The organism is Natrinema salinisoli (assembly GCF_020405205.1).
Lineage (GTDB): Archaea > Halobacteriota > Halobacteria > Halobacteriales > Natrialbaceae > Natrinema > Natrinema salinisoli.
Genome location: NZ_CP084470.1, coordinates 12,461 through 36,891 on the forward strand (window position 1 = coordinate 12,461; position 24,431 = coordinate 36,891).

At 59.6% G+C, this 24,431-nt stretch carries 21 protein-coding genes and 2 pseudogenes; 14 read left to right on the top strand and 9 right to left on the bottom strand.

Annotation, left to right across the window (positions count from 1 at the left end):
- The first annotated feature begins 25 nt into the window (after positions 1 to 25).
- Both LDB05_RS20850 and LDB05_RS20855 read left to right on the top strand, forming a co-directional pair.
- Entirely contained in the window at positions 26 to 679 is a 654-nt protein-coding gene (locus tag LDB05_RS20850) for a class II aldolase/adducin family protein (protein WP_226008147.1), read from the top strand.
- Positions 680 to 697: 18 nt separating this feature from the next.
- Entirely contained in the window at positions 698 to 2,158 is a 1,461-nt protein-coding gene (locus LDB05_RS20855) for a rhamnulokinase (protein WP_226008148.1), read from the top strand.
- Positions 2,159 to 2,187: 29 nt separating this feature from the next.
- On the opposite strand, the gene LDB05_RS20860 is transcribed toward LDB05_RS20855, so the two are convergent.
- Complete coding sequence (locus LDB05_RS20860) at positions 2,188 to 2,961, bottom strand: SDR family NAD(P)-dependent oxidoreductase (protein ID WP_226008149.1); 774 nt, start codon at positions 2,959 to 2,961, stop codon at positions 2,188 to 2,190.
- A gap of 103 nt (positions 2,962 to 3,064) precedes the next feature.
- On the opposite strand from LDB05_RS20860, the gene dgoD reads away from it, so the two are divergent.
- From dgoD to LDB05_RS20905, 8 genes and pseudogenes are all read left to right on the top strand, one after another.
- Positions 3,065 to 4,216: a galactonate dehydratase gene (gene dgoD, locus LDB05_RS20865; RefSeq protein WP_226008150.1), complete on the top strand. Its 1,152-nt coding sequence runs from the start codon at positions 3,065 to 3,067 to the stop codon at positions 4,214 to 4,216.
- An 83-nt stretch (positions 4,217 to 4,299) separates the two neighbouring features.
- Positions 4,300 to 5,334 carry an NAD(P)-dependent alcohol dehydrogenase gene (locus LDB05_RS20870; protein WP_226008151.1) on the top strand — a complete coding sequence of 345 codons (1,035 nt, stop codon included), beginning with the start codon at positions 4,300 to 4,302 and terminating at the stop codon, positions 5,332 to 5,334.
- A 173-nt stretch (positions 5,335 to 5,507) separates the two neighbouring features.
- Positions 5,508 to 6,731: an AGE family epimerase/isomerase gene (locus LDB05_RS20875; protein ID WP_226008152.1), complete on the top strand. Its 1,224-nt coding sequence runs from the start codon at positions 5,508 to 5,510 to the stop codon at positions 6,729 to 6,731.
- Positions 6,732 to 6,795: 64 nt separating this feature from the next.
- Entirely contained in the window at positions 6,796 to 7,740 is a 945-nt protein-coding gene (locus tag LDB05_RS20880) for a mannonate dehydratase (protein WP_226008153.1), read from the top strand.
- 39 nt (positions 7,741 to 7,779) lie between these two features.
- Positions 7,780 to 8,667 carry an NAD-dependent epimerase/dehydratase family protein gene (locus tag LDB05_RS20885; RefSeq protein ID WP_226008154.1) on the top strand — a complete coding sequence of 296 codons (888 nt, stop codon included), beginning with the start codon at positions 7,780 to 7,782 and terminating at the stop codon, positions 8,665 to 8,667.
- Positions 8,668 to 9,810: 1,143 nt separating this feature from the next.
- Positions 9,811 to 10,191: pseudogene (locus LDB05_RS20895) on the top strand (PaaI family thioesterase); the annotation flags it as partial.
- A 189-nt stretch (positions 10,192 to 10,380) separates the two neighbouring features.
- Positions 10,381 to 10,965 carry a rod-determining factor RdfA gene (gene rdfA, locus LDB05_RS20900; RefSeq protein ID WP_343232933.1) on the top strand — a complete coding sequence of 195 codons (585 nt, stop codon included), beginning with the start codon at positions 10,381 to 10,383 and terminating at the stop codon, positions 10,963 to 10,965.
- Between the two features lie 2 nt (positions 10,966 to 10,967).
- Positions 10,968 to 12,821, top strand: a complete 1,854-nt coding sequence (locus tag LDB05_RS20905) for an archaea-specific SMC-related protein (protein WP_226008157.1) — start codon at positions 10,968 to 10,970, stop codon at positions 12,819 to 12,821.
- A gap of 89 nt (positions 12,822 to 12,910) precedes the next feature.
- Here the strand turns inward: LDB05_RS20905 and LDB05_RS20910 are convergent, their stop codons facing one another.
- The 3 genes from LDB05_RS20910 to LDB05_RS20920 all read right to left on the bottom strand — a co-directional run bounded on the left by LDB05_RS20910 (position 12,911) and on the right by LDB05_RS20920 (position 15,877).
- Entirely contained in the window at positions 12,911 to 13,396 is a 486-nt protein-coding gene (locus LDB05_RS20910) for an Lrp/AsnC family transcriptional regulator (protein WP_226008158.1), read from the bottom strand.
- A gap of 146 nt (positions 13,397 to 13,542) precedes the next feature.
- Positions 13,543 to 14,541, bottom strand: a complete 999-nt coding sequence (locus LDB05_RS20915) for a TIGR04024 family LLM class F420-dependent oxidoreductase (RefSeq protein ID WP_226008159.1) — start codon at positions 14,539 to 14,541, stop codon at positions 13,543 to 13,545.
- Between the two features lie 112 nt (positions 14,542 to 14,653).
- Positions 14,654 to 15,877, bottom strand: coding sequence for an acyl-CoA dehydrogenase family protein (locus LDB05_RS20920; RefSeq protein WP_226008160.1), 1,224 nt, complete (start codon positions 15,875 to 15,877; stop codon positions 14,654 to 14,656).
- Positions 15,878 to 16,048: 171 nt separating this feature from the next.
- On the opposite strand from LDB05_RS20920, the gene LDB05_RS20925 reads away from it, so the two are divergent.
- The 3 genes from LDB05_RS20925 (at position 16,049) to LDB05_RS20935 (ending at position 18,584) form a co-directional block, all read left to right on the top strand.
- Positions 16,049 to 17,215, top strand: a complete 1,167-nt coding sequence (locus tag LDB05_RS20925; protein ID WP_226008161.1) for a thiolase domain-containing protein — start codon at positions 16,049 to 16,051, stop codon at positions 17,213 to 17,215.
- Positions 17,212 to 17,589, top strand: coding sequence for a Zn-ribbon domain-containing OB-fold protein (locus LDB05_RS20930; protein WP_226008162.1), 378 nt, complete (start codon positions 17,212 to 17,214; stop codon positions 17,587 to 17,589). The genes LDB05_RS20925 and LDB05_RS20930 overlap by 4 nt, the downstream gene beginning before the upstream one ends.
- 107 nt (positions 17,590 to 17,696) lie before the next feature.
- Complete coding sequence (locus LDB05_RS20935; RefSeq protein ID WP_226008163.1) at positions 17,697 to 18,584, top strand: 3-hydroxyacyl-CoA dehydrogenase family protein; 888 nt, start codon at positions 17,697 to 17,699, stop codon at positions 18,582 to 18,584.
- Positions 18,585 to 18,944: 360 nt separating this feature from the next.
- On the opposite strand, the gene LDB05_RS20940 is transcribed toward LDB05_RS20935, so the two are convergent.
- From LDB05_RS20940 to LDB05_RS20960, 5 genes and pseudogenes are all read right to left on the bottom strand, one after another.
- The gene (locus LDB05_RS20940; RefSeq protein ID WP_226008164.1) at positions 18,945 to 20,474 is read right to left on the bottom strand and encodes a class I adenylate-forming enzyme family protein; all 1,530 of its coding nucleotides are present in this window, start codon (positions 20,472 to 20,474) and stop codon (positions 18,945 to 18,947) included.
- A gap of 417 nt (positions 20,475 to 20,891) precedes the next feature.
- The gene (locus tag LDB05_RS20945) at positions 20,892 to 21,119 is read right to left on the bottom strand and encodes a DUF7979 domain-containing protein (protein WP_226008165.1); all 228 of its coding nucleotides are present in this window, start codon (positions 21,117 to 21,119) and stop codon (positions 20,892 to 20,894) included.
- A gap of 117 nt (positions 21,120 to 21,236) precedes the next feature.
- Entirely contained in the window at positions 21,237 to 22,037 is an 801-nt protein-coding gene (locus tag LDB05_RS20950) for an enoyl-CoA hydratase/isomerase family protein (RefSeq protein ID WP_226008166.1), read from the bottom strand.
- Positions 22,038 to 22,170: 133 nt separating this feature from the next.
- The gene (locus LDB05_RS20955; RefSeq protein WP_226008167.1) at positions 22,171 to 22,980 is read right to left on the bottom strand and encodes an enoyl-CoA hydratase/isomerase family protein; all 810 of its coding nucleotides are present in this window, start codon (positions 22,978 to 22,980) and stop codon (positions 22,171 to 22,173) included.
- A gap of 112 nt (positions 22,981 to 23,092) precedes the next feature.
- Positions 23,093 to 23,284: pseudogene (locus LDB05_RS20960) on the bottom strand (enoyl-CoA hydratase/isomerase family protein); the annotation flags it as partial.
- A gap of 120 nt (positions 23,285 to 23,404) precedes the next feature.
- On the opposite strand from LDB05_RS20960, the gene LDB05_RS20965 reads away from it, so the two are divergent.
- Positions 23,405 to 24,403, top strand: coding sequence for a TIGR04024 family LLM class F420-dependent oxidoreductase (locus LDB05_RS20965; protein ID WP_226008168.1), 999 nt, complete (start codon positions 23,405 to 23,407; stop codon positions 24,401 to 24,403).
- Positions 24,404 to 24,431: the final 28 nt, after the last annotated feature.

Sequence of the window (24,431 nt, forward strand, 5' to 3'; positions counted from 1 at the left end):
ACCGACGATTCACTTCACACGACACATGACAGACACACCCATTCAACATCACGAAACACGTAGCGACATTTGCGAGTACGGCCGCGGACTACTCGAGGACGACCTGACGACCGGTACCGGCGGGAACCTCAGCGCCAGACTCGATGAGAACCATATCGCAATCAGCCCGTCGGGGATCCCCTACGAGGAGATCGAACCAGAAGACGTGCCAGTCGTCGACATGGATGGCACGGTCGTCTCCGGCGACATCGATCCCTCGACCGAGCTCCCGATGCACTTGGCCGTCTACCGCGAACGGCCCGAAGTCGGCGGCGTCGTCCACACTCACTCGCCGTATGCGACGACGTTCGCTTCGCTCGGCGAGCCGATACCGGCCTCCCACTACCTCCTCTCCTTTACCGGGTCCGAGGTACCGGTAACGGAGTACCGCACTCACGCCACCGCGGAACTCGGCGAGGCTGCGGTCGACGCGCTCGGGGAGTCGTACAATGCGACACTGCTACGCAATCACGGCGTGTTGACTGCCGATGACACGCTGGACGACGCCTACACCGTTGCACAGATGGTGGAGTACTGCGCTCGCATCCACTATCAGGCCCGCGCCATCGGCGAGCCCGAGATCCTTCCGGACGACGAGATCGACCGACTGAGCGACAAACTCGACAGCTATGGCCAGTAAACGGCCGCACCTGATCCCATGAACCACGTGGCAATCGATCTCGGTGCCAGCGGCGGGACGGTGTTCCTCGGGAACGTCACCGCGTCGTCGTTCACCGTCGAAGAAGTCACCCGGTTCGACAACCGCCCCACCGAGAGCGACGGCCGATACGTCTGGGACCTCGAGTCGCTCGCCGATCACATCGTGGCCGGACTCGACGCCGCTGCCGATCAGGCCGACGGTCTCGACACGGTTGGAATAGATACCTGGGGGCTGGACTTCGGACTACTGGCGGACGGCGAGCTCCTGCGAGCCCCGACCTCGTATCGCGATCCCGAGGCGACGGCGACTCGCGAGGACCTGTTCGAAACCGTCGGGAAGCGACGGCTGTTCGAGGCTACTGGCATCGCGAACTGGAACACGCCGAACACGTTGTGGCAACTTCACACGATCGCCGAACGCGACCCCGAACTCCTCGAGCGGGCCGACGAGCTGCTCATGATACCGCAGCTGCTCTCGCACCTGTTGGGCGGCCGGCCGATCGGCGAGACGACGATCGCCTCGACCACGCAGATGGTCGATCCGGAGGGCCGTACCTGGGCGGGTGACCTCCTCGAGGAACTGGGACTGCCGACAGAGATACTCCCTTCGCTCACCGAACCCGGCGAACGGCTGGGGGCCGTCGACGAGCGATTCGCGCCGGACCCCGAGGTACCGCCCGAGCTCGTCACGCCCGCGAGCCACGACACCGCGGCGGCCGTCGCCGGGCTTCCGTTGACCGGCGATGCCGCGTTTCTCAACACCGGCTCGTGGTTCATTCTCGGCGTCGAGCGCGACGACCCGGTCCGCACGGATACGGCCTTCGAGTACTCGCTGTCGAACGAGCTGGGCGCGAACGGGACCGTCCGGCTGCTGAAAAACGTCAACGGGTTCTTCCTGCTGGAGGAATGCCGATCGGCGTGGCGCGAGGCCGGTGAGCCGACCGACTACGATCACCTCTTGTCGGCCGCCCGGCAGGCACCGCCGCGGGAGTCACTCGTCGATCCGGACGCCGACGCCTTCTCGATCGAGGGATCGATGCCCAAGCAGGTGCGATCGTACTGTCGGCAAACGGGACAGCCGGTCCCGTCCGGACAGGGCGGTATCGTCCGCTGCCTGCTAGATAGTCTCGTGACGAAAACGGCGCTCGTCTTCGACCAGTTGGCGACGGCCGTCGACGAGACGCCGGCCCGGATCACCCTCGGAGGCGGCGGGGTCCGCAACGAGTTGTTCTGCCAGCTCCTGGCCGACGCCACCGATCGGCCGGTGACGGCTGGCCCGGTAGAGGCGACTGCCGTCGGGAACCTCCTCACGCAAGCGGTTGCAGTCGGTCCGATCCCGAATCTCGAGACCGGGCGCAGATTGATCCGGACCTCGTTCGAACCGACGACCTACGACCCCGCGGGCGGACGTGATTGGGACGGCGCAAAAGAACGGCTTCGGGCGCTTCCGACGAACTGAGTTCCCAGTCGGATCGGTTCGTTCGGCGATTACCTCGACGTGTACCCGCCGTCCATCACGACCGTCTCGCCGGTCATGTACGACGACGCGTCCGAGGCGAGATAGACGACCAGTTCTCGCAGTTCCTCCGGTCGACCGAGCCGACCGATCGGCGTGTTCTCCAGCCATGTCTCTTCCATTTCCGGATTCTCCTCGAGTACCTCGTCTACGAGCTCCGTCCGCATGTACCCGGGTGCGATGGCGTTGACCCGGACGCCGCGGTCGCCCCACTCGACGGCCAGAGATTTCGTGAGCATCGAAACGCCGGCCTTCGTCGTGTTGTAGCTGGCCTGTTTCTGCGGAACGTTGACGTCGAAGCCGGACATCGAGGAGATATTGATGATACGGCCCTCCCCTCGATCTAACATCTGCTGGCCGACGTGTTTCGCACAGAGGAAGACGCCGTCGAGGTTGACCGCGAGGACTTGCCGCCAGGAGTCGATCGGCGTCTCTTCGGCCGGCGAATTTTCGACGATACCTGCGTTGTTAACGAGGATATCGATCGGCCCCAGTCGATCCGTCACTGTTTCGACCATCGACTCGACCGAGGCTTCGTCGGTCACGTCGACGTCGACGCTAATCACGTCCGTTTCACCGTCGAGTTCCGCCGCAGTCGTCGCCGCTTTCGCGGAATTCACGTCCGCGATGGCCACGTCGGCCCCCATTTCCGCGAGGCCAGTTGCCATCTGCTTGCCGAGTCCCTGTGCTGCACCGGTGACGATAGCCGTCTCTCCCTCGAGGGAGAAACTCTCCAGTACGCTCATGGTACACAGGTAGTGTGGTCTCACTGAATTTAAATGTGTGTGACATCCGCCCACGACCGTGTGATCCCGGCCATTCAAGTATACGGTCTCAGTTAACACGGCTATGCAAATCACGGACTACGAACTGTTCGCCGTCCCCCCGCGGTGGTTACTGCTCAAGTTAAAGACCGACGAGGGGATCGTCGGATGGGGGGAGCCGATCGTTCAGGGACGGCTCGAGACAGTCCGAACGGCAGTCGCTGAACTGATAGAGCGGTATCTCCTCGGGGAGGATCCGCTCCGGACGGAATATCACTGGCGAAAGCTCTATCAAGGCGGGTACTTCCGTGGCGGGCCGATTCTGATGAGCGCGCTGGCGGGGATCGATCACGCGCTGTGGGATATCAAGGGTCGACACTACGACGCGCCGGTCCACGAACTGCTCGGCGGTCACGTCCGCGACCGGATGCTCGTCTATCAATGGCTCGGTGGCGAGAATCCGGAAGGCATCGCGGCGTCCGCCCACGACGACTACCAGCGAGGGTATCGTGCGTTCAAGCTCAACTTCGTGCAGGACTTTCGACCGCTGGAGACGACCGCTGCCGTCGATCGCGCTCTCGAACGGGTGGCGGCGGTTCGGGATGCCATCGGTGACGAGGCCTTCCTCGGCGTCGACTTCCACGGTCGCGTTTCGAAGCCGATGGCCGTCGACCTCGTCCAGCGGCTCGAACAGTACGATCTGATGTTCATCGACCAACCGCTCCTGCCGGAACACACCGATGCATTCGCCGCGATAAGCGACCGAACGACGATTCCCATCGCTACGGGCGAGCGATTTTACTCCCGATACGAGTTCAAGCAACTGTTCGTCGATAACGCCGTCTCCGTAATCCAGCCGGACGTCACTCACGTCGGTGGCATCAGCGAACTGCGGAAAATCGCCTCGCTGGCCGAGTCGTTCGACGTGGCCGTCATCCCGCACTGTCCGCTTGGCCCGATCGCCTTCGCCGCCAGCCTCCAGGTCGGATTCTGCTCGCAGAACGTCGTCATGCAGGAGCAAGACCTCGGTATGCACGATCCGGATTCGAGTCAGCGTCTGGCACTGCTCGAGGATCCGGAGACGTTCACGTTCCGGGACGGCTACGTCGAGCGGCCGACGGGTCCCGGTCTCGGCATCGAAATCGACGAAGAGTACGTCCGCGAGCAGGCTCAGACCCAGGTTAACTGGTATAATCCGGTCTGGCACCACGAGGATGGCAGCCTCGCCGAGTGGTGACTGACCCACGGCCACCGCTACCGTGCTGTCCCGCGTAGTCCGTTACCCATACATTTTAGTTGTCAATACTCGACGTTTCCCGTATGCGAGCTGCTGTGTTAGTCGAACCGACGGAGTTCGAGCTGCAGGAACGTGATCGTCCGGAGCCCGGATCGAACGATGTACTCGTCGCGATACGAGACGTCGGTATCTGCGGTTCCGACGTTCACTATTACGAACACGGCCGTATCGGTGACTACGTCGTCGATGATCCGCTCGTCCTCGGTCATGAAAGCGCTGGCGAGGTCGTTGAGGTCGGTGAGAACGTTACCGATCTCGGACCCGGGGACCGCGTTGCGCTGGAACCCGGCGTCCCGTGTCGGCGCTGTGAGCACTGTAAGCGCGGCGACTATCACCTCTGCGAGGACGTGGTGTTCATGGCGACGCCACCACACGACGGTGCGTTCGCCGAGTACGTCTCCTGGCCGGCCGACTTCGCCTACGAACTTCCCGAGACCGTCTCGACCGTCGAGGGGGCGCTCTGTGAACCGCTCTCGGTCGGCATCCACGCCTGTCGTCGGGGCGATGTCGGGACCGGCGATACCGTTCTGGTCACCGGTGCGGGCCCCATCGGCCTGATGGTGGCCGAAGCGGCTCGTGCCGCCGGCGCGACGGACGTGATCATCACCGACGTCGTCCCGGAGAAGATCGAGTTCGCCCGTGAACGCGGCATCGATTTCGCAGTAAACGTCATGGAGACCGACCTCGAAACGGCCGTCGACGAATACACCGACGGTGTCGGCGCCGACGTCGTAGTCGAAGCCTCCGGCGCGAAACCGTCGATCGAATCAACGCTGGACGGCGTTCGGCGCGGGGGGACTATCGTGCTGGTCGGATTAGCTGACGAGGCGAACGTCCCGTTCGATTTCCTCGAGGTGATCGACAACGAACTCGATGTCCACGGGTCATTCCGGTACAAGAATACCTACGCTACGGCTGTCGACCTGTTGGCGGACGATGCCGTCGATGTCGAGGGAATCGTCGACTTCGAGTCCTCGCTGTCGGACGTCGACGACGCCTTCAACCAGGTCATGGAACCGGCCGTCGTCAAAGGGATGATTTCCCTCGACGATGAGTAGCCGCGTCCGGTTGCGACTCTGCACGGAATCGCTCTAGTGAACTCCATGAGGTGGAACTCCCGTCGAAATGGTGAACTGCGGTTCTCGCAGCTGCACGTGAATGTGGGTATTCACACAACCGCCGCTATTGAATGAACCCATAGATTTTACTCGAATCATTGTAAGTTAACCATATGGGACAGAGTATACCTGAAGAGCGACGGGCAGGGCTCCTCGCGACGCTCAGGCTTCAGTACCCTGATGGTCTGGCCGATCGTGGGTTTCGACTTATACACCCGGCGACGGGGGAGCTGTATACCGACCATCGTCGACATCTCGTCGCAACCTGCCGATCGATAGCGAACTTCTCGGCGGGAGTTCTGGCTGATGGTCCGGAGTGGTGTCTCGACGCAGCCGAACACGGGCTCGAATTCCTTCGTAACGGGCACGGTGCCGATGATGGGAGTGGGTATCACCTCGTCGTCGATGCCGACGGCGAACCACTCGAGCGGACTCGCTCCGCGTACGGGCACGCCTTCGCCCTGCTCGCGTACGCCCGTGCGACGGCCGCCGGTATCGAGGGGGCTGGGGCCGACCTCGAGGCGACTCACGAACTCCTCGAGGAGCGGTTCCGGGACGATGCCGGGATGCTCCGTAGCGATTGCGACGCTGACTGGCGTGAACTGGAAGCGTACCGGGGGCAGAACGCCAATATGCACGCCTGTGAGGCATATCTGGCCGCCTACGAGGCAACTAACGACGGGCGGTACCTCGAACGAGCACGCCATCTCGCCAGCACGATCTCGGTCGAACTCGCGGGCGACACTGACGGACTACTCTGGGAACACTACACCGACGAGTGGGATCACGACTTCGACTACAACGCGGACGAACCACGTCACCAGTTCCGGCCACCGGGGTACCAGCCCGGCCACCACGTCGAGTGGGCGAAGTTCTTCGCACTGCTCGACCGTTACGACGAGGGTGACACCGAGGCCGCACCCGACGAGGGATGGTTCGAGCGTGCGTTAGATCTATTCGACGCTGCGATCGAACTCGGATGGACCGAATCGGGATTCGCGTACACCGTCGACGCCGATGGAGACGTCATCGTTCCCGATCGGTACGGCTGGGCGCTCGCGGAAGCTATCGGTGCGTCTGCTGCACTCGCCGAACGAGCCGATGCGCACGGCCGAGCCGCCGACGTCGATCGACTTCGTCGCTGGGAGCGGCGGCTCGTCGACCGTACCGACGACTACCGCGGCCCCGCTGGCGTCTGGTACGAAAAGCGACTCGCACCGGACGAGAGTGGCGATCCCGTCCCACCGGACCCGCCGGTCGTCGAACCCGACTATCATCCCGCGAGTGCGTACTATGAGAGCTGGCGCTCCGCACGGAGAGTGAGCAACCGTGAGTGACGAGGTAACGTCCGACACTGACTCCGTAATACCAATAGGGACGGGAAATCGTGATTCGGATGAGATGGACCCAACCGTCATGTTGCCCCCGAAACCGGACCGACGCTGGACGATCGCGAAACAGCTCGGCCTCGACACGGCCGTCGTCCGGTTCTGGGGGGTCGACGAGTGGTGGGAGTACGACACGCTGATGCGGACGAAAACGCGCTTCGCTGATCACGGGTTCTCGCTCGATGTCGTCGAGGACCGCCCTCCGATGGAGAAGACCGTACTCGGAGAGGAGGGGCGCGACGAGGAGATCGCGACCGTCAAAACGCTCATCCGCAACATGGGCCGACTCGATATCGATACCTATTGCTGGGTGTGGACCGAGAACCCGCTCGGCGTGATCCGGACGTCCGATTCGTTGCCCGGTCGTGGTGACTCCCAGCGAATCGGCTACGATCACGAATGGATGGAGCGTGCTCCCGACCACGAGGCCGCAGGCATTACCGAGGAGGAACTGTGGGACAACCTCCAGTACTTCCTCGATCAGGTCGTTCCGGTCGCGGAGGAAGCAGGCGTGAACCTCGCGCTCCACCCGGACGATCCCCCGACCTCGCCGGTCCGTGGCGTCCCCCGTATCGTCAAATCCGTCGACGATTACCGACGTCTCCTCGATATGTACGACAGTCCACGCCACGGCGTGACGTTCTGTCAGGGGAACTTCTCCGCGATGGAGGCGGACATACCTGAGACGATCCGTGAATTCGGTGATCGGATCCATTTCGTCCATTTCCGCGACGTCGAGGGTGGCGAACGGAACTTCGTTGAAACCTGGCACGACGAGGGGCCAACCGACATGAAAGCCGCGATCGAGGCCTACCGAGACACAGGCTTCGACGGACCGATCCGTCCCGATCACGTCCCCCGGATGGTCGGTGAGGAGGACCGTGAAGATGCGATGGCCGGCTACACCGATATGGGTCGATTGTTCGCTATCGGCTACATCAAGGGACTACTGGAGTAACGCAATCCGACTACCGCAGCGACGACCAGACAGACACAGATGACACTCAACACGATCGCAGTCACTGGAGGTAACGGCACGATCGGATCAGCGATCCTCGAGGATCTCGACGATCACGGCTACGAAACCGCAAACATTTCACGCGGCAAGCGCCGCGAGGAAATCTCGGACACCTACATCACGACTGATCTACTCGACGCCGGTGAGACGTATAGTGCCATCGCGAAAACCGGCGCCGACGCCGTCATCCACATGGGTACCATCCCGGAACCCTATTATCATCCTGACTATCGGGTATACGAGAGCAGCGTGATGTCGGCGATGCACGTCCTCGAAGCGGCTGATTCTCTCGGTCTCGAATCGGTTTGTCTTCCATCCAGCATCAACGCTATCGGGAGCGAACATCAGGAACGGGAGGCCGACGTTCGATATCTCCCAGTTGACGAGGAGCACCCGCGTACGCCCGACGATTCGTACGGCATTGCGAAACACGCTATGGAGGTGACTGCCGACGGGTTCGGGCGTCGTCCCTCGACGGACCTAACCATCGCCTCGCTCCGATATCCGTGGGTGATGAACGAGGCCGAAATGGACGACCACTTTCTCGAGACGGACCGCTCGCTCGCGGCCCTCTCGGATGTCCATCAGGCAACCGGCCGTGACGTGTTGTTCTCGTACCTTCATACCGATGACGCAGCGACCGTGGCACGCAAGGCGGTCGAGGCTGATTTCGACGGGCACGAGACTTTCTGGGCCGTGGCGGGGGATACGACGGCAGACGCTCCGACGGAGGACGTGGTCGCGAAGTACTTCCCCGATGCCGAGGTCCGCGACGGATTTGAGGGGTACGATGGACTGTTTGATCTCTCGAAGGCTGCGGCCCTTCTCGACTGGGAACCGCAGCGGAGCTGGCGTGATCTCGCATAATCGGGTCAAACAGTAACGATTCACTTGCCAACGTCTTCCGAGTCAGCGACGGCGTACAGCCAAAACGCCGTCCGTTAATCGGAATCGCTGTTTTGTCGACTGCGGTTTGATTCGGAATTTTCCGGCATCTGGCTGTAAATCGTCTTTTTGCACCCGATCATGGTTCGTTTTCCGACTCCGTTTGACATCCAACGCATTGAGTAATTTGGCGGTATTCGTCAGCAACAGCCTTGCACCATGTGATTTGAATACTCAGTGCCATCGTTGTCTCGGGTGGCTACTCGCGTTCTACAAACTCCAAATCAATCCGGTCTCTACTTTCGCTGAAACGGCGATTCCTCAAATTAACTAACAAGAGTTTCTTCTACTATACTTTCGCACTTAACTAAACACTCCGCTCACGGTAACGTCTAAACAAGCTGACTCCATGCGAAGTCAAACGTTTTCGACAACGTATATGTAGTTTCTTTTCTGGCGCTGCTGAAATAGTCTGAGAAGCAGAGGGTACATAGAATTCTATATCAAAATATATTTTGACGCTGTTTTGGTATCCATGATTTCGCATCTGAAATTGAGACCGTGTCGAGAGTATGTGTCGTGGTGCGATGTTGCTCCATCAATTAGAAATCCGGTATCATTGATGTCGTGTTTCTCTCGTAGCTCGGCGAAGACCGCGTGAGAAAACAGTTGGTAAGCATTGGTTCCAGCTTTGTGTGGGACAAATCATTCGACGTAAGATCGACAGCAGCGTATAGCCAATATCGTTTGTTACCGAGTTCGATTACCGTTTCATCGACCGCAACGTGATCCAGATGTCGTTTATATTCCGGTTGTATATCGGTCTTAAGAACCCAGTCGTGAACAGTCGAACACGCCCTTTTAACACCAAAAATATAAAAAATCAGGATTATATACTAAAAAGATGCTTTAACGATATAGAGCGAATTCCGAAGTTAATAAACAGACTCAATGTTTCTTACCGTTCTACAGAATCTAATTCCGCCTATCGATACAACCGTTGGTATTAGGGTTTTCCGACATTGACACCTAGAAACCGCTAACCCTCTCCCTTTAATTCCAATCTGAACACGGCCTATCCAAGAGCCTGGACACTTTTTTCTATCAACGTTGAGAACGAACTTGATGGATCCATTCGCAATTACGGACTCAAACCCGTTCGCGCAGCTCCTTGGGATTGAATTGATCGAAGCGGAGGACGGCCATGCCGAAGCCCGGCTGCCGTTTCGAAATGAACTCTCGTCGAACTCCCACACCGAAATCGCACACGGCGGTGTGACCTACGCGTTGGCGGATCACGTTGGCGGGATGGCGATTATTTCAGCCGTCGAAGAAATCTGTCCGACAGTCGATATGCGAATCGATTACCTCGCACCGGTACGCAGCGATCTCCGAGCGACCGCGACCGTCGTTCGAAATGGGGGTCAGGTCGCTCCGGTCGATATCGACGTTCGCGATGGGGACGATACCCACGTGGCGACCGCCCGTGGCGTCTACAAGGTCGGTCGATCGTCGACAGATTCGACCGACGAGAATCCCTGGTCGAAAGGGTATGATGAAAGAGAGTGACGAAACCAGATTGGTGCTGTGCGCATAGTCTTATCGCAATATTACCGCTTGAGGCGTGGACTACCGAAATTCATTCAGGGATCTGAACCAACGTTCTTATTTATAACGCGTGAAAATATACTCACAATGAGTGAGTATGGTTGTAAAGTCTGCCGAGTATTAGATGAGTACGGAATGGAGCGCTACGAGGAGCAACTACTCGAGCAGTGGCAAGCAGACGCCTCTCAGCGGAAGGGATATCGGCAACTCGCTGAGTGGTTCAATACGCTCATGTTGCGCCGCGAGATGGACCGTGCGGGCCTTTCGACGCTCGGCGACGAAGCGGAGTCCAAGTACGAGCGGTTGCAGTCGGACGAGGCGGTCGCAGCGGAGGTCGCGACAGAATTAGAAAATGCAGGGATTCCGATTAATACACTACGGGACGATTTCGTTTCGTACGGTGTGATTCGGACACATCTGAAGGAGTGTCTCGAGTCCGATGTCGATCTTTCGAGCGGGGACTGGGAACAGAACGCGATCGAGATCTCACGGGACCATGCAACCACGAAAATTGAAGAGGCAGTCCGATCGCTCCGAAACAAGGGGCAGCTCACCGCCGGTGGTGACGTGAGTATTTCAGTTACTGTCGAACTCGAATGCGAGAACTGTCACGCCCGCGTTCCTTTCGATCGGGCGCTCCGTCGCGAATACATCTGCCGTTGTGATGATTAACCATGACTGACCGAACACTTCACCTTGAACTCGAGAATATTGGCGGCATCGAACACGAAGAGCTATCGATTACTGCGGGACCCACGTTCATCCAGGGTCCAAACGCCGCGAACAAGAGCTCGTTCCTCAAGGGACTGCTCTTCGCACTCGGGAGTACGACGGTTCCGATCCGAAGCGGGGCCGACGAGGCTCGGGCGGTGCTTTCGTCCGAGGAAAAACGCGTCGAGCGAACCGCTCGACGGACCGACGCCGGTATCGAGACGGCCGGCGAGGCGTGGATCACGGATCCCGACGAGATCACGCTTCTCGAGCGGTTCGCGGGTCTGTTGGAGACGAATTCACTCAGAAGCGCCGTCACTCGGAACGAAGACATCGAATCGCTCCTGAAGGAGCCGATGGACATAGAAGCACTCGAAGAGGAGCAAGCGTCGAAGATGGCTCGAAAGCGGGAGCTCACGACGGAGATCGAGTCGGCCGGTGACGTCGACGAGCGCCTCGAGGACCGAAAACGGGAACGTACCGAGAAACGGAACCGTCTCGACGAACTCGAGTCGACGCTTGAGGAACTGTACGATGAGCAGGACACCACCGATACCGACACTGACGATGTCGTCCAAGAATTGCGAGACGAACGAGCCGATCTACGGTCGGACGAAACCGAGTGCGAAACTCAGATAAACCAGCTCGAAGCTGCTATCGATCGCCTCGAAGGGCGACGGGACGAGATCGAAGACGAGCTCGAGGACGCTCGTGACGCCGTCGATGAGAACGATGTCGAATCCCTCAAACAGAAACGCGAGTCCGCTCGGTCCGAACTCGACGATGTGACGAAGCGTCTCGACGTATTGCAGTCGGTCCTCACCGCGAATCGTGAGATGGTCGATTCCGAGTTTACGGGGGTACTCGGTCGCGATACGGGATTGATGGGCGACGAAGTGACCTGCTGGACGTGTGGCCGATCAGCACCGGTCGAGGAACTCGAGGAAACGATTGAGGATCTGACGGCACTCGTCAAGGAAGACAAACGCCGAAAGCGAGAAAGAGAACCGGAGATCGAGGCGCTTACCGAACAGATCGAGGAAGTTCAACGCTCGAAAACGGAAATACAGCAGCTCGAAGCGGAGAAACAGGACGTTGAGCAGAAGCTAACGAACCGTCGTGACTCCCTCGAGGAACGACGTGACCAGCTAGAGGCGATTCGCGATCAACTCTCCGAACTCGACGACGAAATCGCCGATCAGGCGGCCGACCAGCGCTCTGAGCAGTCGGAGCTCACCGACGAAATCGAAGAGACACGAGTCGAAACAGAGACGCTTCGACGGGAGATCACGCGACTCGAGGAGACCATCGATTCCCTCCGCGAAACCCGCGAAGAACTGGAACGCAAACGAGAGAAGATCGACCAACTCTCCAACGAGATCTCCGCTTTGACCGATCGGATCGAAAACCTCGAAAGCGAACTCCGAGCGGTGTTCAACGAGACGATGGACGAATTGCTGGACGCGCTCGAATTCGAACGGATCGAACGTGTCTGGCTCGACGGGGAGTTCGAACTCGTGATCGCTCGGGAAGTCGATGGTCGAACACAATCGGATTCGATCGAACATCTCGCTGAGAGTGAACGGGAAATGATCGGCCTCGTCCTCGCACTCGCCGGATTCGTCACGTACGATGTTGACGCCGTGACACCGGTACTGGTTCTAGACTCACTGGGTGCGTTCGACGCGGAACGGACTCGCCGATTGGTCGATTATTTCGCCGACGAAACCGAGTATCTGATCGCGACGGCCCATCCGGAATCGACCGTCGATACCGCGTTTGATACCGTGACGTTCAAGCCACCAGTACAGAACTGATCTGACACTTACAACCCTTCTCCTTTCATTCTCCCGGTTCGAAATAGTTTTGATCCGGTTTGCCCCGATGTGATAATTTAAGAAAAACATCAGTAGACTGGTAGGTAATTCCTGATATTCACAGCGCGGTCTGTTTCGATGAAGTAATCGATTTCAGTCACCGAGTCGAGCGCCCGCATCTGGACGAGGAGGTCGTCGATCTCGGTGTTCGACTTCGCGGTGGCGATTCCGTACAGGTCGACGGTACCGAACCCTTCGGCGACGAACCAAAAATCCATGTTCGACATCTCCTCGAAGAGGTCTCTTTTCGAATTCGCCTCGTCGGCGGTTCTGGCCGTGACGAGGACGATTTCCCAGCTGTTGCGTTCCGGCCGGGGTAAAAAGAAACTCGTCATATTCTCGAGCAGCGATGTCACACGCCGGCGGACACCTTCGCTGCTCAGATCGATATCGTATTCGGTTAACTCATCAGCGATATCCGCATACGGACTCCGTGGATCGTTCGCGAGTATTTCGAGGATTCGGCGATCGATCTCGTCAATTTCGAGAAGGTCATCGTCAGAGTGATCCGCCATAGTCGAACACTGTGTGTACCAACTACTAAAATCTCTAGATCGTCGGAGATCGATATCGCCTACCGAGTTGACCCAAGCGGTAGCTCATCGGTGGATCAACACGGACGGATTGGCAGAACTCGAGTCGCGATCGACCGATGTATCGACTACGGCGCTAAGGCGGTCATCGTCTCGTGTACTTCCTCAGGCCCGGCACCCCGTGGGAACGAGACGTTGACGGCGTCCAGTCCGTTGAGATCGACGAATTCCTGCAGTTGGTCACGAGCCTCCGTCGGCGTTCCTGCGGCTCCCATCTGGTCGCGCAACTCCTTCCGTACGATCGCCGTGGCACGCTCTTTGTTCCCCTCCTGCCAGCTCTCGTAGATCTCGTGGGCGACCTCCTCGTACCCCTGCCGTGCGAGGTTGTCGCGATAGAACGTCCCCATTCCGCCGATATAGAAGGCGGTGTGTTGTGCGACGAGTTCGCGGGCGCGCTCGCCGTCTGCGAGGGCGCAGCAGCCCACGGCGAGCGTCACGCGGAGGTCGTTGGGGTCTCTACCGCCTAATTCAGCTCCGCGTCGGAGATCGTCGAGTCGCTCACTGAGGCCGTCTCTGGTGTAGTTGACGGCGTGCCAGCCGTCGGCGAAGCGCCCGGCGAGTTCGACGGCTTTCGGACCGAGTCCGGCCGCGTCGACCGGTGGCGCCGGTTCCGGTGGGTCACAGCGGAGTCGGAAGCCATCCAGCGAGAAGTACTCGCCGTCGTAGGAGACCGTCTCGCCGGAGAGAACCCGCTGGACGATCTCAATCGTTTCTCGCGTTCGACGCAGCGGATTGCCGAATTCCATTCCGTGCCAGTTCTCGACGACGAGGGGCCCGCTTGGACCGACGCCGAGGCGAAATCGACCGTCACTGGCCTCCTGCAGCGTCGCGGCCGTCTGCCCGAGCAGGGCCGGCGATCTGGAGTAAATATTCGCGATACTCGTTCCGATCCCGATTTCATCGGTCCGTTCAGCAGTGGTTGCCATCGCCGTGACGGCGTCTCGCCCCCAGGTTTCCGGAAACCAGACGCGGTCGTATCCTAACTCCTCGGCGGTGACCGCCTGATCGACGATATCCTCGAGGGTGGGTTGTGCGCCGACCGGCAGAAAGACATCCCTATCGGTCATGCTTGTCCCGTGTTTTGCATCCGTATTAAAAGTACGCGCCGGACCTGAACATTGCTCCCAAATCGCTATTTAACTAGATTCAGCTGAATGCGCCGTAACGGGTTCGCCTCGCTCATTCCAATAGTCCGTTCTGCTTGGCGATCGTGTTGAGTTGTAACTCGTCGGTTCCTTCAACGATACGGAGGAGGCGCGCGTAATTGAGGTGATCCATGAACCCGTAGTCTTCGCTGAGACCGTTGCCGCCGTGGATTTGGACGGCGGAATCCGCGGCCTCCCAGTAGGTCTGCGTTGCGAACCAATTGAAAATCGAGATGTCCTCGACAACTGACTCGTCTCGATCTAGCTTCCACGCACAGCGGAGGCCCGCGGAATCGGCTGCGTACTGTTTTGCACGGCCTCGAGCGACCTTCGACGAAATTTGCTGGAAGTTGCCGATCTGCTGGTCGAACGCTTCGCGCTCGCGGGCGTACTCGGTGGCTCGTTCCAACACGTACTCCGCGAGACCAACGGCCTGTGCGCCGAGCTCTAGTCGTCCGATAGAGAGGAAGTCCATCGCGTCGTAAAACGCGTGTCCGACTTCACCGAGGACGCGATCCGTCGGTAACCGAACGTCGTCGAACCGAAGCTCCGCCTGTTGGCCGATCTCGGCGGGAGTGTTGTTGAGCGAACCGAGTTCCCACTCGTCCGATTCGACGATGAAGCAGGTGATCCCGCCGTACCGTCCGGCCTCTTCTCGCGACGAGGTCCTCGCGAATACCTGCGCGAAATCGGCGTACGGGGCGTTCGTAATCCACTGCTTCTGTCCGTTGAGAACCCACTCGTCGCCGTCTCGCTCCGCGGTCGTCTGCATTGCCGGGGAGTCCGAGCCTGCGGTCGGTTCGGTCTGTGCGAATGCCGTTGATTTCCCGCCCCTGACAACCGGTTCGACGTACTCGGCGCGCTGATCGTCGTCGCCGAGCAACAACAACGGCTTCGGCCCTTCGGGGCCTGCCAGAACGTGCTGGTTCAATCCCCGTCCTTTGGCGAAAACGTGGGCGATCGCCCGATACCACGTCACGTACGACACGTCAGAACCGCCGACGTCTTCGGGCATATTCATTGCGTAGAACCCCGCGTCCGCGGACTTCTTTCGGACCGTCTCGATGAGGTCGAGGTATTCGTCAGTGAGGAGCCCGTCTTCCTCGTGACCAGTTCTCGGGTTCGTCAGGATGTCTTCGTACTCAGCTTCGAGCGGATCGATCTCCTGTTCGATAAACCTATCAAGACTCTCGAGAATCAGTTCGGTTTCCTCGTCGGTATCGAAAGCGACTCCGCTTTCGCTAGTCGGTGAACTCATACTGGTAGTTGTCAGACAGACTGCGGAAGTCAAATACCTTCGGGTCACCCCCACGCTGTGTGCCGACTATCGATCTATCATCGTATGACTCGATGCCGTCGTCGACCTCGATGTACCTGAGGAGATGATCAGTGATGGGATTTATGCGCACACGCCACACAGTAGGAGTCGATGACACGAGCGAGTGTCGTAGGTGCCGGAATGACGACGTTCGGCCCCCACGAACGGACGCTTGCGGAACTGTTCGCCGAAGCCGCATTCGAGGCCCTAGACGATGCAGGGGCGACGAACGATAGAATCGATGCGTTCTATCTCGGGAACACGCTCGGCGGAATGACAGAAAACGAGACCCATCTCGCGCCGAAACTGGCGACGCACGTGGGGATCAACGGCGTGCCCGCACAGCGCTTCGAGGACGCCTGTGCGACGTCCTCGAACGCGTTCAAGCACGCGGTTCAGGCGGTAGAGAACGGAATCCATGACGTTGTCCTCGTCGGCGGGGTGGAGCGATGTACACCGGAGACGGGACTCGATACGCCGCGGATGACCGAGATATTCGCTAGTGCGTCGGACAAACAGTACGAGCAACCTGCGGGACTCACCTTTCCCGGTGTATTCGCGTTGCTGACCAAACGACATATGCACGAGTACGGAACGACGGAGGAACAACTCGCCAGCGTCGCCGTCAAGAACCACGCCAACGGGCAGCACAATCCCCACGCGCACTTCGGGAAAGAAACGACCGTCGAGGAGGTTCTGGAGTCGCCACTGATCGCGGACCCGTTTCGATTGATGGATTGCTGCCCCTTCTCGGACGGAGCGAGCGCGGTCGTCGTCACCAGTTCGGATGCGGCCGATTCGTTCGACTCACCGGTCGATGTCAAAGGGATCGGCCACGCTACGGGTACCGTTCCGGCCGCAGATAAAGAGTCACTGACCGCGACCCAGCCGGCCCGCGATGCGGCGGCGTCCGCATACGAGCAATCCGGCCGCAGTGCCGCCGATGTCGACTTCGCCGAAGTCCACGACTGTTTCACCGGTGCCGAGATACTCGCGACGGAAGCGCTCGGGTTCTTCGACGACGGTGAAGGTGGCCCCGCCGCCGAAGCGGGGCGAACCGCTCTCGACGGTGAGATACCGATCAACCCCAGCGGTGGGTTGAAAGCGAAAGGTCACCCCATCGGGGCCACTGGAACTGCACAGATCGTCGAACTAACGACACAGCTTCGCGGTGAGGCCGGCGATCGACAGATTACCGGCGCTGAAACGGGACTCGCGCACAATCTCGGCGGCGACGCCGGAACGACCCTCGTAACGCTCATGGAGGCGCGAGCATGAGCGCCGACGAACTGGTCGACGGCGATCTGACGTACGCGTCTTGGAAACGGTCGCTCCGGGACGGCGTCCTCCTCGGACAGGAGTGTCGGGATTGCCGTCACGCCACCGCGGCACCGAAGGCCGCGTGCGCACACTGTGGATCCCGCGAGCTCGAGGCGGTCGAACTACCGACTACGGGGGTCGTTTATTCCGAAACCACGATCACCGTCCCACCGCGACAGTTCAGTGATGACGATCCCTATCAGGTGGCGATCGTCGAACTGGACGAGGCGCGCGTGATGGCGCATATAGACGGATCGGTTGAGATCGGCGATGAGGTTCGCCTCCAGGGATCGATCGAAGCAGACGACGAACCGGCACCGCTTTTCGGTTGACAGGAACGGAGGCCGTGATCTCCGTGTCGCGGTCCACAGACAGTCCCTCCGTCGACAGTAACTATATTACGGAGGGGACAAATGATAGCGGTGAGGTTTGACACAGCATGAATGTTGCAGTCCTGGGAGCTGGCGCTATGGGTCACGGTATCGCCCACGTCAGCGCCCTCGGTGGACACTCGGTTATCGTTCGCGATGTTGAACAGGAACTCGTCGAAAACGGCCTCACACAGATCAAGGACAATCTCGAGGGAGGAGTCGAACGCGAGAAGATCACGCCGGCGGAGAAAGACGACGCGATCGAGCGGCTCACCGGAACGGTCTCGCTCGAGGCGGCCGTCGAGGACGCCGATCTCGTCATCGAAGCTGTTCCAGAGGAGCTCGAGATCAAGCAAGACGTCTTCGAGGAGGCCGAGGAATTCGCGCCCAGCGACGCAATCATGGCCACGAACACCTCGTCGCTGTCGGTTACGGAAATCGCCAGCGTGTTCGAGGACCCGTCCCGCTGTATCGGCCTTCACTTCTTCAATCCCGCTCACATTATGCCGCTCGTCGAGATCGTTGTTGCGGAACAGACGAGCGGAGACACGAAGGAGTTCGCCGACCACTACGTCGAAAGTATCGAGAAAACACCGACGACAGTCACCGACGTTCCCGGCTTCGCTTCGTCCCGGCTTGGCGCGATGTTCAGTCTGGAGGCAATCCGAATGGCACAGGAGGGTGTCGCCTGCATCGAGGACATCGACGAGACGATGCGACTGGGGTATAATCTCCCGATGGGGCCGATCGAGCTCGTCGACCACACTGGGATCGACGTCAACGTCGAAGTGATGGAGTACCTCCGGGAAGAACTGGGCGAACGGTTCAAGCCGCCGCAGTTGCTGAAACGGAAGCTTCGGGCCGGAAAACTCGGTCGGAAGACTGGCGAGGGATTCTACGTCTGGGAAGACGGGGAGATCGTCGGCGTCAGCGACACCGGAGACGTCACGGAATAGTCGATACGAGAACCGGATTCTCATCTTCCTTCGATCAACCGACACTTTCCGTCGATCCGCGGCCGTTTGTTTCCCAGCCGGCGGCGCGTTATGCCGGTCCCGTTCGAGAGGCGCTACCCAAAGTGGGGTACCAGGTATGCTGGACCGAACTCGTTCCTCACCGCACTCGAGGACGGGATTCGGTGCTCGTTTGTTTCTATGGCTTCACGAATCCGATATCAAAGAAAAAATCCAGTATAAACATACGACTCGATATAATGATGTGCTAAGTCGGTTACCATATTTCGAGATTTTATCGTGAGTGATGTGGTACTATACTTCGTCTTTGGTCCATCGCAGCTCTCGCAACGTCTGTAAACGCTATTTCAGATTCTCTTTGACGATCTTTCCGGTCGGGTTCCGGGGAAGTTCTTCGTAAAACTCTACCTCGCGGGGCTTTTTGAAATCGGCAATACGACTCCCGACGTATTCCGTAACCTCCTCAGCGGTCAGTGACTCGCCTTCGTGGAGGACCACGGCCGCTTTCACCCGTTCGGTCCACTCTTCGTCGGGAACGCCGACGACGGCTGCCTCGGAAATGCGCTCGTGTTCGTGAAGCACTTCTTCGATTTCCGCGGGGTGGATGTTTTCTCCACCGGAAATAATCATATCATCGTGTCGTCCAACGAAATACAGGAACCCGTCCTCGTCCCGTCGTACGAGATCTGATGAGACGAAATGCCCCTCATCGTCGAACACTTCCCGGGTCTTTTCGGGCATTCCGAGGTACTTTTTGAACGCAGTCGGCCCGCGGTACGCGATCCGCCCGATTTCACCGGGTTCGACCTCTTCGCCGGTATCGTCGACGACTTTGACCGCGACGTTGACGATCGGCTTTCCGATACTCTCGGGCTTTTCGAGCGCGTTCTGTGGGTCGAGTAGACAGGTAACGGGCGACATCTCGGTCTGACCGAACACCTCGTAGAGGTTCGCGTCGAACGAATCGATGATCTCCTGTTTGAGCTCCTCTCCGGACGGTGCCGCACCGGTCATGTAATGTTCGAACGAACTGATATCGTAGTCGTCGAACCCATCGACGTTCAGCAGTGCGCGACTCATCATTGGTACGAAGAACGATCCGGTGATATCTTCGGCGTCAATGACGTCCATCACCCGAACTGGATCGAAATCGTTCATCAAATACGTCGTCGACCCGCAGTAGAAGGTGTTGTTGAACAGCGCGAACGCCGCGATATGGAAGAGTGGCGTGACGACGAGAAACCTGTCCTCGTTCTCACCGAAGTTACAGCTGTACACCGTGTTCACCGAGTTCTGAATGACGTTATCGTGTGTGAGAACGCATCCTTTCGGCTTGCCCGTCGTCCCGCTGGTATACATGAGTGCAGCGTCGTCGAGTCGGTTCGGAACTACTTCGACCCGGTCGTCGGAAACGCCTTCACAGGCGGCGCGGAACCCGTCGGCGAAGTCGGGCACGTCCGCACCGAGGTACAGGTACTCGTCGATTTGCGTCTCGGACTGCGAAGCGACCGCCGAGATCGTCCCTTTCGCGTCGCTATCGAAGACACAGAACCCCGCGTCGCTGTCTCTGAGAACGTAACTGACTTCGTCGTCTTTGAACCGATGGTTGATCGGTACCGGCAGGGCACCGAGTTTCATCGCGGCGTAGTACGTTTGTATGGTCTCTGGGTGGTTCTGCATGTAGACTGCGACCCGGTCACCCTCCGAGACGCCGCGATTCGAGAACATCCGCGCGATTCGATTCACTTGGTCGTCGAACTCACGGAACGTGATCACGTCTCGATCGCCGCCAGTGAGGGTCACGAGGCAGTCGTCCTCGGGATATTTTCGCGCATTCGTCACAGCGATGTCTCCGAGGGTCAATCCGTCCATAGTCGCAGTCTCTCTGGTATCATTATAATATTTTTCACGAATGGACTCCTGTTTCAACCGCTCAAACTTCGACGTTCACCGCGTTCCCCAGTAGCTCGATCGTTGCGAGCGGTTTTCTCCGTTGGATCGACCGATTACTGGCCCTCAGCGAATCGATTTATAACCCTGCGTGCACTCGTTTGAGATCCATCACATGCACAAGAAAATAACGACCTAAGTGTGTTATTAGACGGGAGCCTCGAGAACCGTAATATGCCCAGCCAAACCACGGGCTTGTTTGTCACACGATAGCACAGCAACAGACCTGATTCGAGCGCGCTGGGGAGCGGGCGAAAACGGTGTTCGGACGAATTGTAGTGTGAGCACTGTCTGTCGTGCAATCCGCCCACGAAGAAGTTCGTCACAGAACTGGCCGGGTCAGGGACGCTCCTCGGTGACTGTGATCCGATAGTAGTCGGTGTACTTTACGATCTCGTGCGTCTCGAACATGGCACCGACGCTGTCCGGCGTTCGAGATACGGTTTCGTCTTCCTCGAGCAAACGGGGGAGACGGTTTTTCGCCTGGTCGGCGAGTTGGTCGTAGTGGGTGACGTGCGTGTCACGCGGTACTCGTTCGACTGGGGACAGGCTGATCCATGTTGTCATTGGTCGTCGTATACGATTGTCGTTGGTTGTTCGAGCACGACCGTGACGGACATACGTCACGGTCGTTGGGTTATTCGGTCACTGTGATCGACACTCGCCGAGCGTCCGACGACGGTCTCACTGGCCCTCGAACTCAGGCTCCCGGTTCGCCACGAACGCGCTGACGCCCTCGGCGTGGTCGTCTGTTTCCGCTGCCGTCGCGATCGCGTCCGTCTCTGCTGCGAGTTGTTCCTCGAGCGATCGATCGAAACTCCTCGTGAGAAGCTGTTTCACGGCACCGTACGCTTGCGTCGGCCCGTCCGCAAGTTGCCGAGTCAGTTCGTCGAGACGCGCATCGAATTCGTCATCCGGAACGGATTCGGTCGCTAGGCCCCACTCGACGGCTTCTTCCGGCGAGATCGGCTCGTCGAGTAAGGCGATGTCCTTTGCCTTCCGGAGGCCGACGAGCCGCGGGAGATGGAACGTCGCACCGCCGTCACCCGGAAGCCCGAGGCGCGGATAGCCGTATTCGAAGCGAGCGTCCTCGCTGATCAGGACGAGATCTCCGAGGAGGGCGATACCGAGGCCGGCACCGGTCGCGACACCGTTGACGCCGGTGACGAGCGGGACCTCCGCCTGGTGGAACTGGACGATCGCGTCGTGGAGAATCGATGCGCCGACTCGCACGGAATCGGATCGATGACCGTCTTCGTCGAAGCTCTCGACGTCGGCGCCGGCACAGAATACGCCGTCAGATCCCGTCATAACGGCACATCGAGCGCTGTCGTCGGCGTTGAGAAACGATGCGATCTCGAGTAGTTCGTCGCCCATCGTGTCGTTGAGCGAGTTGAATTTCGTCGTACTGTCGATCGTGATGGAGACGATACCGTCGTTTCGTTCGAGAACGAAGTTCTCACACTCCGGCAGTGATCGTGCCATGGTATTACGTATACATCCCATCGTTATAATTCTCCTGTCCAGTAACGAGCGCCGGTCGACGAAGCTCCGGTCGGACACGGGGTTTGCGGCGATTCGGACGACCAGTGGCCGGTTCCCGTCGTCGCTGGATCAGTTACCGCCCCTCGAACTCCGGCTCGCGTCCCTCGAGGCGGGCAGTGAATCCCTCCGTGTAGTCATGGGTATCGTCGAGCTGTTCGCCGAGCGCCCGTTCGTACGCGAGCCCGTCGTCGAGGGGCATCTCCAGAGCGGCGTTAAGCGCCTTTCGCGCTCGTTCCATCCCCAACGGCGCGTTCTCGGCGAGATCGTCCGCCAGCTCTCGTGCGCGTTCGTCGACCGCCTCCGCGTCACAGACCTCGTTGACGAGCCCGATTCCTTCCGCCTCTTCGGGATCGATGAACTCGCCGCTCAGAACGAGCTCTTTCGCCTTCGCCAGCCCGATCAGGCGCGGGAGTCGTTGCGTCGCTCCGCCGTGGGGGAAAGTGCCGAGCTGTACCTCGATGACGCCGTATTTCGCGTCCTCGGAGATAATCCGAAAGTCCGCGGGAAGCGACAGCTCGAACGCGCCCGCGGGTGCGGCACGCTTGATGCCGACGACGGTCGGAACGCGTGCGGTATCGACGGTCTCGATGACGTCGCCGAGGAGACTCCCGCCGCTCTCGGCGCCGCGGGACTCGCCCTGCTGGGCTCGTTCGCCGCGTTCGCGCATCATCTCGAGGTCCATCCCCGCACAGAAGACGGGACCCTTCCCGAGCAGTGCGACGGCGCGGACGTCCTCGTTCGCATCGACCTCCTCGAACGCCCGCTTCAGATCGGAGAGAACGTCCTCGTTCAGCGCGTTTCGCTTGTCCGGACGGTTCAGAACGACGTCGGCGCGGTGGCCGTCGACGTCCACGAGTACGTGACCAGTGCCAACTTCTCGCATACAAGGCGATCAACCAGACCGAACTTAATTGTACCGTCCCGGTACCGTACACACCCGCTGTTCGAATCACGGGTTCATCGCGAGATGGGGTCTGAGTGCACCGGTACGGCCGCTATCGACCCCTGAACTCCGGTTCGTAGTCGTCTTCGGCGAACGCCCTCGCCCCCTCTTCGTGGTCCTCCGTCTCCAGCAATCGTTCGAACAGCTGTCGGTCGTACTGTCGTCCCTCTCGCAGGCCGGTTTCCATGGCGAGGTTGCCGGACTCCTTGATCGCCTGAATCGAAAGCGGCGGCTTCGACGCGATAGCGACGGTGGCAGTGGCGACCGAGGCCCGTATAGTCGCGGCCGTTCGCTATCGCCTTCTGAATAGCGTGGGCCGAACCTAGTATAGCTTTATCACCTCGAACGGTTAATGAAACACCGTATGACAGACCGTGATGTATTTCTCCCGGTCGGCGCACAGCCCACGCTCGATCAGCTCGTCGATCAGGCGGTCGCCGCGGAGGAACTTGGATACGATCGCGCCTGGTTCCCCGAATCGTGGGGTCGAGACGTCGTGACGGCGCTCGCGATCGCTGCCGAGCGAACGGATCGGATCGGTCTTGGAACGAGCATCGCAAACGTCTACTCCAGATCACCGGCCCTGCTCGGACAGACGGCCGCGACGCTGCAGGAAGCCAGTGACGGACGCTTCCGACTCGGATTCGGTCCGAGCGGTCCGCTCGTCGTCGAGAACTGGCACGGGATGGACTTCGGCAACCCGCTGCGTCGAACGCGAGAGGCGATCGAAATCGCTCGACAGGTAGTGAGCGGTGAGACCGTCTCCTACGACGGCGAGTACTTCTCGCTGGATGGCTTCCGACTCCGATGTGACCCGCCAGAGCCAGCGCCGCCGATCGACACGGCGGGACTCGGCCCGAAAGCCGTCGAACTCGCTGGGCGATTCGCCGACGGCTGGCACGCCGTCAACTACACGAGGGACGGAATCGCCGAACGCCTCGAGGACCTCCGACGCGGCGTCGAACTGGGAGACAGGGATCGGGATGACCTCCGCGTCACGCTCTCCGTGAGCTGCTGTGCCCTCGAAGACGGTGAACGCGCCCGTGAACTCGTCGCACAACACATCGCCTTCTATATCGGCGGGATGGGAACGTTTTACCGCGATAACCTCGCTCGACAGGGCTACGACGAACTGGCACACGATATCCACGACGCGTGGCAGCGAGGGGAGCGCGACTATGCCACGGATCGAGTGCGGGCGGAGTTACGCGATCAGATGGGCGCTGCCGGCACGCCGGACGAGGCCCGCACGCAACTGGAACGGTTCGAGGCCATCGACGGCGTCGATGCGATCTATGTCTCGTTCCCGCGCGGGGCCGAACCCGACGAGATACACGAGACCATGATCGCGATGGCTCCGTAGTCTATCGGTCTCGATCCCTCCGGAGCGG

Excerpts from the sequence above, each read along its gene's own strand:
- LDB05_RS20950 (WP_226008166.1), bottom strand. The coding sequence starts at position 22,037 with ATGGCACGATCACTGCCGGAGTGTGAGAACTTCGTTCTCGAACGAAAC.
- LDB05_RS20915 (WP_226008159.1), bottom strand. The coding sequence starts at position 14,541 with ATGACCGATAGGGATGTCTTTCTGCCGGTCGGCGCACAACCCACCCTC.
- LDB05_RS20880 (WP_226008153.1), top strand. The coding sequence starts at position 6,796 with ATGGACCCAACCGTCATGTTGCCCCCGAAACCGGACCGACGCTGGACG.
- LDB05_RS20850 (WP_226008147.1), top strand. The coding sequence starts at position 26 with ATGACAGACACACCCATTCAACATCACGAAACACGTAGCGACATTTGC.
- LDB05_RS20935 (WP_226008163.1), top strand. The coding sequence starts at position 17,697 with ATGAATGTTGCAGTCCTGGGAGCTGGCGCTATGGGTCACGGTATCGCC.
- LDB05_RS20860 (WP_226008149.1), bottom strand. The coding sequence starts at position 2,961 with ATGAGCGTACTGGAGAGTTTCTCCCTCGAGGGAGAGACGGCTATCGTC.
- LDB05_RS20855 (WP_226008148.1), top strand. The coding sequence starts at position 698 with ATGAACCACGTGGCAATCGATCTCGGTGCCAGCGGCGGGACGGTGTTC.
- LDB05_RS20955 (WP_226008167.1), bottom strand. The coding sequence starts at position 22,980 with ATGCGAGAAGTTGGCACTGGTCACGTACTCGTGGACGTCGACGGCCAC.
- LDB05_RS20945 (WP_226008165.1), bottom strand. The coding sequence starts at position 21,119 with ATGACAACATGGATCAGCCTGTCCCCAGTCGAACGAGTACCGCGTGAC.
- LDB05_RS20910 (WP_226008158.1), bottom strand. The coding sequence starts at position 13,396 with ATGGCGGATCACTCTGACGATGACCTTCTCGAAATTGACGAGATCGAT.
- LDB05_RS20905 (WP_226008157.1), top strand. The coding sequence starts at position 10,968 with ATGACTGACCGAACACTTCACCTTGAACTCGAGAATATTGGCGGCATC.
- LDB05_RS20870 (WP_226008151.1), top strand. The coding sequence starts at position 4,300 with ATGCGAGCTGCTGTGTTAGTCGAACCGACGGAGTTCGAGCTGCAGGAA.
- LDB05_RS20965 (WP_226008168.1), top strand. The coding sequence starts at position 23,405 with ATGACAGACCGTGATGTATTTCTCCCGGTCGGCGCACAGCCCACGCTC.
- rdfA (WP_343232933.1), top strand. The coding sequence starts at position 10,381 with ATGAGTGAGTATGGTTGTAAAGTCTGCCGAGTATTAGATGAGTACGGA.
- LDB05_RS20875 (WP_226008152.1), top strand. The coding sequence starts at position 5,508 with ATGGGACAGAGTATACCTGAAGAGCGACGGGCAGGGCTCCTCGCGACG.
- dgoD (WP_226008150.1), top strand. The coding sequence starts at position 3,065 with ATGCAAATCACGGACTACGAACTGTTCGCCGTCCCCCCGCGGTGGTTA.
- LDB05_RS20925 (WP_226008161.1), top strand. The coding sequence starts at position 16,049 with ATGACACGAGCGAGTGTCGTAGGTGCCGGAATGACGACGTTCGGCCCC.
- LDB05_RS20920 (WP_226008160.1), bottom strand. The coding sequence starts at position 15,877 with ATGAGTTCACCGACTAGCGAAAGCGGAGTCGCTTTCGATACCGACGAG.
- LDB05_RS20940 (WP_226008164.1), bottom strand. The coding sequence starts at position 20,474 with ATGGACGGATTGACCCTCGGAGACATCGCTGTGACGAATGCGCGAAAA.
- LDB05_RS20930 (WP_226008162.1), top strand. The coding sequence starts at position 17,212 with ATGAGCGCCGACGAACTGGTCGACGGCGATCTGACGTACGCGTCTTGG.
- LDB05_RS20885 (WP_226008154.1), top strand. The coding sequence starts at position 7,780 with ATGACACTCAACACGATCGCAGTCACTGGAGGTAACGGCACGATCGGA.